This is a genomic window from Galbibacter mesophilus, assembly GCF_023721415.1.
GTDB lineage: Bacteria > Bacteroidota > Bacteroidia > Flavobacteriales > Flavobacteriaceae > Galbibacter > Galbibacter mesophilus.
Map to the genome: position 1 here is coordinate 1,474,762 of NZ_JAMQVC010000001.1, position 12,192 is coordinate 1,486,953.

At 37.8% G+C, this 12,192-nt stretch carries 11 protein-coding genes; 6 read left to right on the forward strand and 5 right to left on the reverse strand.

Annotated elements, in window-relative coordinates; all coding sequences use genetic code 11:
- Positions 1-29 precede the first annotated feature (29 nt).
- Positions 30-668, reverse strand: coding sequence for a polysaccharide deacetylase family protein (locus NDQ75_RS06405; RefSeq protein WP_202028556.1), 639 nt, complete (start codon positions 666-668; stop codon positions 30-32).
- Between the two features lie 3 nt (positions 669-671).
- Positions 672-2,732, reverse strand: a complete 2,061-nt coding sequence (locus tag NDQ75_RS06410) for a TonB-dependent receptor family protein (RefSeq protein WP_242513663.1) — start codon at positions 2,730-2,732, stop codon at positions 672-674.
- A 100-nt stretch (positions 2,733-2,832) separates the two neighbouring features.
- Between NDQ75_RS06410 and NDQ75_RS06415 the strand changes: the two genes are divergently transcribed.
- The 3 genes from NDQ75_RS06415 (at position 2,833) to NDQ75_RS06425 (ending at position 5,939) form a co-directional block, all read left to right on the forward strand.
- Positions 2,833-3,597: an exodeoxyribonuclease III gene (locus tag NDQ75_RS06415; RefSeq protein ID WP_202028557.1), complete on the forward strand. Its 765-nt coding sequence runs from the start codon at positions 2,833-2,835 to the stop codon at positions 3,595-3,597.
- A gap of 64 nt (positions 3,598-3,661) precedes the next feature.
- A complete protein-coding gene (locus NDQ75_RS06420) occupies positions 3,662-4,621 on the forward strand; it encodes an OmpA/MotB family protein (protein WP_202028558.1) in 960 nt (319 codons plus the stop codon).
- Positions 4,622-4,898: 277 nt separating this feature from the next.
- Positions 4,899-5,939 (forward strand): NADP(H)-dependent aldo-keto reductase, encoded by a 1,041-nt coding sequence (locus NDQ75_RS06425; RefSeq protein ID WP_202028559.1) that lies wholly within the window; start codon positions 4,899-4,901, stop codon positions 5,937-5,939.
- Position 5,940: 1 nt separating this feature from the next.
- On the opposite strand, the gene NDQ75_RS06430 is transcribed toward NDQ75_RS06425, so the two are convergent.
- The 3 genes from NDQ75_RS06430 to radA form a co-directional block, all read right to left on the reverse strand.
- The gene (locus NDQ75_RS06430) at positions 5,941-7,077 is read right to left on the reverse strand and encodes a M23 family metallopeptidase (protein ID WP_202028560.1); all 1,137 of its coding nucleotides are present in this window, start codon (positions 7,075-7,077) and stop codon (positions 5,941-5,943) included.
- A gap of 87 nt (positions 7,078-7,164) precedes the next feature.
- Positions 7,165-7,959, reverse strand: a complete 795-nt coding sequence (locus NDQ75_RS06435) for an META domain-containing protein (RefSeq protein ID WP_202028561.1) — start codon at positions 7,957-7,959, stop codon at positions 7,165-7,167.
- 15 nt (positions 7,960-7,974) lie between these two features.
- Positions 7,975-9,336 carry a DNA repair protein RadA gene (radA, locus tag NDQ75_RS06440; RefSeq protein ID WP_202028562.1) on the reverse strand — a complete coding sequence of 454 codons (1,362 nt, stop codon included), beginning with the start codon at positions 9,334-9,336 and terminating at the stop codon, positions 7,975-7,977.
- A gap of 130 nt (positions 9,337-9,466) precedes the next feature.
- On the opposite strand from radA, the gene NDQ75_RS06445 reads away from it, so the two are divergent.
- From NDQ75_RS06445 to NDQ75_RS06455, 3 genes are all read left to right on the forward strand, one after another.
- Positions 9,467-9,619 (forward strand): hypothetical protein, encoded by a 153-nt coding sequence (locus NDQ75_RS06445; protein ID WP_202028563.1) that lies wholly within the window; start codon positions 9,467-9,469, stop codon positions 9,617-9,619.
- Positions 9,620-10,079: 460 nt separating this feature from the next.
- Positions 10,080-11,519, forward strand: a complete 1,440-nt coding sequence (locus NDQ75_RS06450; protein WP_202028564.1) for a glycosyltransferase — start codon at positions 10,080-10,082, stop codon at positions 11,517-11,519.
- A 155-nt stretch (positions 11,520-11,674) separates the two neighbouring features.
- On the forward strand, positions 11,675-12,169 hold the full coding sequence (locus tag NDQ75_RS06455; protein WP_202028565.1) for a DinB family protein: 495 nt from the start codon (positions 11,675-11,677) through the stop codon (positions 12,167-12,169).
- The last annotated feature ends 23 nt before the right edge of the window (positions 12,170-12,192 follow it).

The window sequence follows — 12,192 nt, forward strand, 5'->3', positions numbered from 1 at the left end:
AAATTATTATTTGTCTGTATTTCAGTGTTTTATATCTTTCTAAAACTAAAGTTTTGTTGATTTAATTCCTCCAGTGTTTTTGGGAGAGCTTTTTGAAGAATAGGAAATGATTTTTTACTATCGTGAAAAACAATAATACTTCCCCGCTTCGTATTTTTCAACACATTTTCAACACAGTTTTCGGGAGTGTTTTTTAAATCGAAATCGCCACTTAAAACATCCCACATAATAATTTTGTAGCCCTTTTTTTGAAGATATTTAGCCGCTTTTAAAGGCATTCGGCCGTAGGGAGGCCTAAAAAGTTTTTCCGTTTCAGCGGAATGATATTTTTGAAAAGTGACTTCAGCTTTTTCAATATTTTCCAGATAGTCGGGTAATGAATGTTTTGTTCCGTTTAAATGATTGTGTGTGTGATTTCCCACGGAATGCCCCTCGGCGAGAATTCTTTTGAGAATATTGGGATGGTTTTCCACATTTTTTCCAATACAGAAAAAAGTAGCTTTCGCCTTGTATTTTTTTAGTTCATCTAAAACAAAATGGGTGACTTCTGGTGTTGGACCATCATCAAAAGTTAAAAAAACTTCTTTTTTATCGGTTTTAATGTCCCAAATCCAAGTTGGATAAAAGAGTTTAAGAATTTTGGGGATTTTAATCGGGTAATATTTCATATTTTAAAACCTATAGCCAATCTTAACACCTCCAAAATAATTCACAGGTAAACCAGGGTAATAATACCTCGGTTGAGAACCCCCAAACCCAACCGCATTGATTAGAATTGAAGAAGCATATTTTTCATTAAAAACATTATTTATTCCCCCGTTAATTTCCAGATTAAAATTGCTGAATAATAGCGTTTGATATGCTGCCTTGATGTTTACCACATCGTTTGCGTTGTAATAAAGGGAGTTTTGGTCGTTCATAGGGAGTTCACCCACATGCTGATACGTGGTTGAAAAATAAATACCAGCTTCGTGGCTTACCGAAAAACCAGCATTCCAAAGGTTTTCAGGCACACCGGTGAGGTCATTTCCAGAAAAGTCTTCATCTCCGTCGGTAAAATCGACGAAACTATGGTTGTTGAAAGTGGCATTCGCGTATGGTTGGATTGTGATATTGCGGAAAGCGTCCCAAACATAATTTACGCTAACTTCTAAACCTTTATGGGATGTTTCCCCAGCATTTTTACCAATAAATTGATCTTCGCCAACACGTTCTGCGACCAACAGATTGTCAACATTCATGTAATAAAATGTAATGTTTGTTTTTAGTTTTCTTTGGAAGAAGAAGTTTTCGGTTCCCAGTTCGTAATTTATACCTGTTTCTGGACCGATATCTGGGTTGATAACTCCAGATGGTGTTAAGGTTTCTTCCAAGTTCGGGAAAGAAAATCCGTAGCTCACATTTCCGAAAAGCTGATGATTTTCCGTAAGATTGTAAAGAAGGGTGAAATTTGGCGCCCAAATGCCATCGAAATCACGATTGGCGTTTTTGTTGTTACTACCTTCATTGAAATAATCCCGAAACGAATACTTGTTTTTGTTGTAATTTACGCCAATTTCTGCAACCCATTTGCCAAAATATGCCGAGAAATTTGCGAATGTGTTCCATCGGGTTCGGTACTCTTTATTGTCGCTGAGTCGGGCGCCTTGTAAACTTCCTTGGTTGTTGTTTTGTTCATATAAATTTTCAAAAGTGCTCCAATTATAGGTGTCGGAGTACAATTCTGCGCCTGTTGTGAATTTATTTTTGAATGGAAGCGCATTGATACTACCAGCTAATACGGTACGAAATCCGTAGCTATTGGTAAATTCGTCTAAAATATTAAAAGGGCGCGGTTCGTAATGGTCGGTGTACGAATAAAATAGCGTGGTTGTGTTTTTTATGTTTTTACTGAAAAGATGCTCGTAAGTGAGTCCGGTCGTAGTAATTTTGTTGTCTTCAAAACCTTGGGCTGCTTTCCAATTGGCGGCAGCTCGTGTGGGGTCTTCGTTAAAATCAGTTTCATTAATCGAACTCGGAATTTGCGCATTGTAGTTAAGCTGATTCACTAGAAATTTAATTTTGTTTTTGTCATTCAGTTGAAAACCTGCATCTAGAAAAATTGCATCCCTATCGTAATTGCTGTTTTCCCGGTAACCATCGGTTTGCAAATGGTCTGAAAGTAAATTGATGTAAAAAGAATCGTCACGGTAGCCAGCTTGCAAACTATTTTTTAATAATCCGTAAGAACCAACCGTAAAACTATTCCGGAAGGTGGTTTTGTTTTTTTCCGGCAATTTGGTGTTTAAAAGTAGTGCTCCTCCAAGATTGGATCCATACGTGGTAGCTTTTGGGCCTTTTATAATTTCAATTTGTTCCAAACTTTCAGGGTCGTAAATATTAAAGGCAGTTTCCCCAATACCACTGGTTATGGGAATTCCGTTGTAATAAGCCTGTATTTTGTTAGTTCCGTATAATGTTCGGGCGCCCATCCCGCGAACCGTAAGCCTGTTCGTGTTTAAAGCTCCAGAAAACACATGAACGCCGGGGGTTTCGTTTAAAACAGTTGTGATTTCCGTTGGGGCATATCGTTCTATGTCTCCGCTGCTTATTTGTGTTGCTGGAGTAATCAAAGGGGAAGGATTTATAAATCGATTTGATTCTAATACAACTTCCGTTAATGTATCGTTTTCCCTTTCTTGCGCAACCATTATTCCGAAGGAAAAAATAAAAAAAAGTAGGATTCTATTCATGGCATAAAAATAACGGATTTCCTGTAGAGCGCAGTTTCTTTTTATCTTTTTGTGAAACTATGCTTATTTTAGCCAATTCATTCTTTTCAAATAAAAATAAATGAAGATTATCTCATACAACGTAAACGGAATTCGCGCTGCGATTAAAAAAGGATTTCTAGACTGGTTACAAACAGCCAATCCCGATGTAATTTGTTTGCAGGAAATAAAAGCCAATAAAGAGCAATTGGATCTTTCGGTTTTTGAGGAGGCTGGATATCCTTATCATTATTGGTACAGTGCAGAAAAGAAGGGATACAGTGGGGTGGCTATTTTGTCTAAAATTCAGCCTAACAGTGTTACCTACGGAACAGGAATCGATTATATGGATGCGGAAGGGAGAAACATCAGAGCCGATTTTGATACTTGTTCAGTAATGAGTTTATACTTGCCGTCGGGAACCAATATTGCTCGTTTGGAACATAAGTTGCAGTACATGGCCGATTTTCAAAAGTATGTAAACGCTTTGAAGAATGAAGTACCCAATTTGGTAATTTGTGGCGATTACAATATTTGTCACGAAGCGATAGATATACATGATCCCGTAAGAAATGCTAATGTTTCGGGTTTTCTCCCTGTGGAAAGAGAGTGGATTGGAAATTTCATAGAAAGCGGATTTATAGATAGTTTCCGTCATTTCAATAAAGAGCCTCATAATTACAGTTGGTGGAGTTACCGTGCCAATGCCAGAAACAATAACAAGGGTTGGCGTATTGATTACAACATGGTAGCGCAACCGTTGCAAGAAAAATTAAAAAGAGCCGTTATATTATCGGAAGCGAAGCACAGTGACCATTGCCCGATTCTTGTCGAAATTGAAGAATGATTTTAGGTAACTGGCATGTGTTTTGAGGAATAGACGGAAACCAAACGTTAATAAAGAAATTAAGATGATAAAAAAACTTTTTACAGGCATTGCATTGGTAGCATTGGCAACTTCCTGTGTGTCTTCCAAGGTGTATAACGACCTTCAAAGCAGGTACGACGATTTAAAATCGGATAAAGAAAATCTGTCTGCTGAAAATCAAGACTTGAAAACGCAGAAGAATCAGTTGGAAAACGATCTCAATGCGCTTCAGAAAAAATATGATGATGCAGTGGCAGAGCGTAACCAATTACGCCAAGATTACGAAGCAGCTAAGAACAATTTAGCAAATCTGGAAGCATCTTACAAAGCATTGGAAGACAATAGTAGTGCTGCTATTGCCGCTAATGCAGAAAAGAATAGAAATTTATTGCGTCAGTTGGAGGAAAAGGAAAAAGCCTTGGCGGAAGAAAATGCTCGTTTGCAAACCTTAAAACAGCAGTTGGAAGCCCGTTCTAAAAGAGTGGCCGAACTGGAAAGCGTAATTGCCTCGAAAGATGCGGCAATGAAGCAATTGAAAGATGCCATTTCACGTGCGCTTCTCGATTTTGAAGGTAAAGGACTTACCGTAGAGCAACGGGACGGAAAAGTATATGTTTCTATGGAGAACAAGTTGCTTTTCCCTAGCGGAAGTTGGGTGGTAAATTCCAACGGACGAAAGGCGGTACAGCAGCTTGGTTCGGTGTTGGCTCAAAACCCAGATATTTATGTTTTAATTGAAGGGCATACCGATAATGTTCCGTATGGCGGCAGTGGCCAACTTAGCGACAATTGGGATTTATCCACCAAGCGGGCTACTTCTATCGTACGAATTCTGGAAGAAAACAAGCAAATAGATCCGGCTAATCTAACAGCGGCAGGAAAAGGCGAGTACGTGCCAGTAGCAACGAACAGCACGGCTGAAGGAAAGGCAAAAAATAGAAGGATAGAAGTGGTTTTAACACCAAAACTCGATGAGGTAACGAAGCTTTTGAATGATATTTAATTCAATAACCCATACTTAGCTTATTATTTTTAAGTCAAAGTATAAGTTGATAAAACCCTTATCTAGAGAATAGTGATCAAAAGCTCCGGAAACAGGAGCGAAGGTACGTAGCGACGCGGAGTTTTGATTACGATTTTTCGACTTCATGGTCGAAAAAATTCATGGGATAAGGCGCCTTTTTCTTTGTTTCGTTTCTTTTGGGCGAGCAAAAGAAATGAAAGTTTCAAGGATTGGATTTAGATCAGTTCTCCTAGAAATATTGCTTATAAAAATAGTTATGAAATACACGAAATTACCCAATACCGAATTAGAAGTAAGTAAAATTTGCCTTGGAACCATGACTTGGGGAAAGCAAAATACAGAGGCAGAGGGTCATGAACAAATGGATTATGCACTGGAAGAAGGTGTGAATTTTTTTGATACTGCGGAACTATATGCCATTCCAAAGGAACAGGAAACGCAAGGTAGAACAGAAGAAATTATTGGAAATTGGTTTACAAAGACGGGAAATAGAAACAAGGTAATTCTAGCATCCAAAATTGCGGGTCCGTCGAAATTCAATGAGCATTTTATTCGGGAGGAAGGTTTTACTAAAGCTGCTTTCGAAGATGCTATTCATGGAAGTTTAAAAAGATTGCAGACCGATTATATTGACTTATACCAACTTCACTGGCCCGACCGTGCTACCAATTTCTTCGGAAAAAGAGATTATGAGCACGATTCGAATGAAGAATGGGAGGATAACATTCAAGAAATTCTTCAAATTTTGGAAGGTTTTATCAAGCAGGGTAAAATTCGATACATCGGTTTGTCTAATGACGTTCCGTGGAGTGTAATGCGCTATTTGGAAGAAAGTAAATATAACGGGTTGCCAAAAATAAGTACGGTTCAAAATCCTTACAATTTACTGAATAGGACTTACGAGATCGGTCTAAGTGAAATCTCCATTCGAGAAAATGTTGGATTATTACCGTATTCTCCTTTAGGTTTCGGAAGACTGACGGATAAATTTATAGAAAACGAAGGAATTGAAGACGCCAGACTGACGCTTTTCCCAGAAATGGCTAGATATAATGGCGAAAGGTCTTTACGGGCAACAAAGCAATATTACGATCTTGCTAAGAATAACGGACTTTCACTGGCTACGCTTGCGTTGGCTTTTGTGAATCAGCAACCATTTGTAACGAGTAACATTATTGGTGCTACTAAAATGCATCAGTTGAAAGAAAACATAGATAGTATTCATGTTGAATTAAGTGATGAAGTCCTTTCAGAAATAAATAAAATCCATGATACCATTCCAAATCCGGCGCCATAATTTATAAAGGCTTAACTAAGCTTTTATGTATAAAACCCGACTGGTTGTTTGCAGTTTTTATTTGAAACCAATCCTCGGTGATGGAAACTAAATTAAGGGTATCCTTTCTTTTTGCTGTTGTAATTACTTTTGAAGCCTTTGTGGTAGGAGAATTCCGAATATTTGCAACACTTCCGTTTACAAGTAAATGACTTGAATACGAATTTTCAGTCTTTATCAACGGAGGCAACGTTTCATTTTTAACAAACGGGAAAGGGTCTACCGCTCCGCCAAAACCTTTATAAATTCCAAAATGTAAATGAGGGGCTGTATTTCGAGCGTTTCCTGTATTGCCAACAAAACCGAGGGTGTCACCTTGAGAAACTTTTGCACCGCTGGAAGCATTAATGCTATCTAAATGCGCGTAATATAGAGAAACGTTGTTTTGTCCGTCCCTCAGCCAAACTTGTTTTCCGCCCAGTCCCTTTTCTCCAGTGTAACGTACAAACCCATCGTTTACGGCAACTACTGGAGTTCCACGTTTTGCAAAAATGTCAATTCCTTCATGGGTGCGTTTACCGCCATCCCGCCTGGCTCCCCAAAAACTTTGAATGGCAGTATCGGACTTTCCAGCTACGGGAAAAGTAGTATAAAGAGGAATATTTTGAATGGTAATTTTAAAATTGGACTGCGTAGCTATTTCCGGTTGTATAAGAAGCTTATAGGTTCCTGTTTCTTCAACCTTGTATGTAAGTTCTTTTTGTTGATTTTCTGAAGTAGCTACTTGTTTGAAGGGAGAAAGCGAATCGTTGGTAACCTTATAGATTTCTGTAAAAACACGGTATTTGGGATTGTCAAGCTTTGTGTCAATATAGATACTGGTGCCAAAAGATAATTTTAGGGTAAAAGCTAAAGGCTGGGTTTTGTCTTTATGGAAGCTCCCATGCGCTACGAAAGGAGTATTTATGAATAAACTGTCATGCAGTGCTTCACGGCCAATCGTCCCCCATTTTTCGTAAACGGACAAAGAATCCTTGAATTCCCTTTTGTAGATTTCTTTGGCACTTGGTTGCAGTACGAAATCAGTTGCTTTTTGTATTTGTTTGCAACTTGAAATTAAACAAAAACCTGCGATAAATAATAAAATTCTCTTTTTCATGCACTTAATGAAGTGCATAAACAATGCCATAGACAATCTGCCGTATGATTATACGCTTTTGAGTTATAAAATTTGGCAATTGAGCAACTAATCGACTTTTCTAAAAACTAAAGTGTCATTTTCAGAAGTTAGCGTAAGCAATAGATTTCTGTATGCAAAACTGAATTTTTTATTAGTAATCTTACTCAGAAACTGACTTTCTAAATCTGCATTTGGACAAGTCATTCTTGTACTTGCCAGCTCACCTATGGCCAGCGAATCCTTTTCAACAATTAAAGTTCCGTTGATACGGTTACAACCACCAAAGCCAAATACTTTTCCTTCCCGAAGGTTGAATTCAAGATTTGGGCGTTTCATCGTTTTATCAATCGGGTTATCATTGATGCTTTCCAAAGCCCAAATATCATTCAATCGATAATCGCCAATATACTTTCCACAGCCTTCAAAGTCTTGAAAATCTTCCATTTCCCCAGTTTTGGCGCTTATCCTTACTTTGTAAGAGAAAGCCTCATTATTTTCTGTAACACAAGGTTTTTTAAAAATGGTAACCTGTAAAGTGCCAGCTTCCGTTTCAGCAGAATAATTTACTGCATTCACATCTTGCGGAATACGCGCTTCGGGTATGGGCGTAGAAATGTTCTTAGGTTCCCCAAGCGAGGTGAAATTCATTGATTTGTCAAAATCAATCAACAGGCTCCAGGACGGGTTTTCGCCAGAAGCCATGAAATCAACTCCTTCGGGTATATCCTTTTTGTCATTCTTTATTTTATCTACCACAATTTCATCTTTTGTTATGGTTTCATTTGCCTCTTTTTTCGGAGTTTCTTGACAGGCACTCATTAATATTAACGCTCCAATGGCCAAGCCTATATTTTTCATCATAATTCTATATTTTCTTTAATCAAACAAAAACGCTACAACATCTTCAATTTTGCTAACTTTTCGAATACTGATTTGCGTGTTTTTTAATGATATTTTATTCTGTTTTGAAACAAATATAGTGCTGAATCCTAATTTTTCAGCTTCTAAAATTCTTTGTTCCACGCGCTGTACAGGTCGTATTTCACCGGCTAAACCAACTTCCGCTGCAAAACAGATGTCTTTTTCAATAGCAACGTCCTCGTTACTTGAAAGGATGGCTGCTACCACGGCCAAGTCAATCGCAGGTTCTTCAATAGAAATACCGCCGGTAATATTTAAAAAAACATCTTTAGCGCCCAGTCGAAAACCAGCTCTTTTTTCTAATACGGCCAACAAAAGATTTAATCTTTTGGTGTTGTAGCCAGTGGTGGTGCGTTGCGGAGTCCCATAAACGGCTGTGCTTACCAAAGCTTGCACTTCTATCATCAACGGGCGCATTCCTTCCAGGGTGGCAGCAATAGCCGTGCCACTTAGGTCTTCTTCCGTTTTAGATAGTAAAATTTCTGAAGGATTGTTCACTTCCCTCAATCCGCTTCCAAGCATTTCATAAATCCCCAATTCGGCAGTGGAGCCAAAACGATTTTTTAGAGAACGGAGAATTCTGTACACGTGATTTCTGTCGCCTTCAAATTGAAGCACTGTATCTACCATATGTTCCAAAATTTTCGGTCCGGCTATATGTCCATCCTTAGTAATATGTCCAATGAGGATTACTGGTGTGTGTGTTTCTTTGGCAAACTTTATCAGTTCGGAAGTACATTCGCGAATCTGGCTGATGCTTCCAGCGGAAGATTCTATATAATCAGTGTGAAGCGTTTGAATGGAATCGATAATTAGAATATCGGGTTGGGTTTCTTCAATTTGCCGAAAAATATTCTGGGTTTTAGTCTCCGTTAAGATATAACAGTTTTTGCTGTCTGGGAAAATACGCTCCGCTCTCATTTTTATTTGTTTCTGACTCTCTTCTCCGGAAACGTATAAAGTTTTAAAAGGTAAATGCAGCGCAATTTGAAGCAATAACGTACTTTTTCCAATGCCGGGTTCACCACCGAGCAAGGTTACAGAGCCGGGAACGATACCACCGCCGAGAACACGGTCGAATTCCTTACCTCCAGAAGACATTCGCATTTCCTGAGAACCGTCAATTTCTTGAATGCGTAATGGTTTGGAAGCTCTTTTAGATGAGGTATCAGTAGGTTTCCAGCCTTTCTTTTCTTCCTTTTGCACTACCTCTTCAACCAGCGTGTTCCATTCTTTGCACGCCGAGCATTGCCCTTGCCATTTTGCGTATTGAGTGCCACAGTTCTGGCAAAAAAATGTTGTTTTGACTTTCGCCATTCAGCTAAAATTTTAAAAGTGGAAAGGTACGAAGATTTTTGGGTTCCTTGAAGGTGGATATTTAATCTCGACCATTTGAAATGCCGAAAATATTCTTTATATTTATTGGATAATCAGAACGAAAATTATCATGAAAATTAAAAGTAGAGATATTAAATTTTTTGTGCTAGGTGTTTTTGCCATGTTGTTGTTGGTAGTCATTACAGATTGGCAAGATGTCAAAAAGTCTTTTTTAGAGGGATACAATGAAGGAGCTTTCAGCGAATCCGTTGAACGCCATTAACTGTGGAAATAAATTAAATGAGCTTTGGTGCCGGACATGTTTTAGATATGATTAATCGGATGAAACAAAACTGAGCACAGCGTCCTTCGCAAAAAACTAAATTTAAATCGGGAAAAATTACTCCGCGTAGAACTGCTAAGGAAAAACCAAATTATCCTGAAATACCTCCCGAAAAATTAGCCTTCGTTTTAAAACAAATAAGAGCCAAGGCTAAAGAGCAAAAACGAAATGAAAGGATTTTATTTCTTTCAGCGGTCATTCTTGTTCTTCTCTTATTTGCGTTTCTTTTTATTTGAATTAACACACCTAATTTAAAGTGTATACCTGTACCCAAGTAAACACTTCTGTATATTATTTATACACTTTTAAAAATAGGGTTTTTTGTAACCTGTTGTTTATCAATAGCTTTTAAAATGGCACTGATGTTGGTTTTATAGTTGTGCAAATTAAAATACACGCTATGAAACAAGAAATATCATCAAATTCATCAGAGATTCAAACGGAAGGGGCGACTAACCGTTTTGAAAAATTTATATCAAACTCATCATCTTCATTTATTCTAGGAGGAACATTTCTATTAATGTTCGGGGCGATATCCCTTTTCTTCTTTCTTCAGCCTTATTTCGAGCAAATTCATTTGGAGCGTATGGCTACCACTTGGGGAATTTCCTTAATGGTTATCGGGTTAACCTTATTGGCCATTAAAATCAGTTTTATAATTTACATTTTGGTTCTATATCTAAAATACAGGTCGATAAAATCGGTAGCTGATGAAGATTTACCATTATGTACGGTAATTGTGCCTGCTTACAATGAAGGGGAGTTGGTTTATAAAACATTAAAAAGTTTGGTAGCGAGCGATTATCCAGAAGAAAAACTTCAAATCATTTCTATTGATGACGGAAGTCAGGATAACACTTGGGATTGGATGAAGAAAGCCCAAAACGAACTTGGGAATCGTATTTCTATCTATCAGCAACCAGAAAATAGAGGAAAAAGACACGCATTGCACCGTGGTTTTAAGCTAGGTACGGGAGATGTATTTATAACGGTGGATAGTGATTCTATTGTGAAAGAAGATACATTGCGAATTATGGCGAGTCCGTTCGTAGTTAATCCAGAATGTGGTGCCGTAGCAGGAAATGTGAAAGTTTTGAATAGTAAGAAAGCATTAATACCACGTATGCTGAATGTAAGTTTTGCGTTTAGTTTTGAATTTATCCGTTCAGCCCAAAGTAGATTGGGCTCTGTATTGTGTACGCCAGGAGCGTTATCTGCCTATCGAAGAGATGCCGTTTTCAATTGTTTACACGATTGGATTAATCAGACCTTTATGGGAGAAGTATCCAAAATTGGAGAAGACCGTGCCATGACGAATATGATTTTGAAGCAAGGATACAAGGTTTTGTTTCAGCGTAAAGCGTATGTGTACACCAATATTCCAGAACGTTATAAAAACTTATATAAAATGTTTATTCGTTGGGAGCGAAGTAATGTACGTGAAAACATAGCCATGAGTAGGTTCGCCTTTACCAATTTTAGGAAAGGAGCTAAAAGTGGAACGAGAATATTGTTGTTGAACCAATGGTTGAAAATGACTATGGCATACCCTGCAATTGTTTTGATGGCGTATTTTGTAATAAGTTACCCAGTGTTATTTTTAAGTTCTACGTTAGCTGGTATTTTGATTTTTTCCAGTATGCAAGCGTTATTTTATGCCAAAAAACATAGTTTTTCAGAAGCATTTTGGGCGTATCCATACAGTGTATTTTATGCCTTTACATTATTCTGGATTACTCCTTACGCCATTGCAACCGCTGGTAGAAGTGGATGGTTAACAAGGGATTTGTCTAAAAAAGAATTAAAAAAGCAACAACAACTCGTTGCAGTATCATCTTAACAGCTAGATACTACATGCTAGAAATAGTGTGAAACTCAAAAAGTGAAAAACGTTCCTAAGGAAATTTCCAAGGGAACGTTTTTTTGTTTTGTTATAAGAACAGTACTTTTAGGCAGAATTTTCATTCAGAATCAACTTAAAAAGCCAACGAACAAATGAATGATAGTTATTTAAATTATGTTGAGTACACCATTTGGGCAAACAACCGATTGATGAACGATTTAGAGTCTCAGCAAGAAACAGTTTTCAATCATACTTTTGTAGGAAGTTTTCCCACTATACGCGCCACACTTTTGCATCTGTGGTATGCAGAAACTGGGTGGCTTTCCCGAATGGAACGTGGGGAATGGTTGGTTGGAAATGTGACAAATTTCTCAGGAGATATAAAAACGCTTTTTAAGGAATGGAAAGCAACTACGAAAGCGTTTAAAGTGTTTGTAGAAACGGCAAATTTGGAAAAGGAATTAGAATTCGAACATAAAGGGGAGCACTTCTCCATACCTTTTCGTGAAATCGTTCAAACCGTTTGTAATCACGGAAGCTATCATCGCGGGCAAATAGTTTTAATGATGCGGCAATTGGGAATTACCAATATTTCGCAAACCGATTATATTGAGTGGGTTCGTGAAAAAGAAAGAGGGAACATCTAAAATTTCATCTAGATACCATAAAA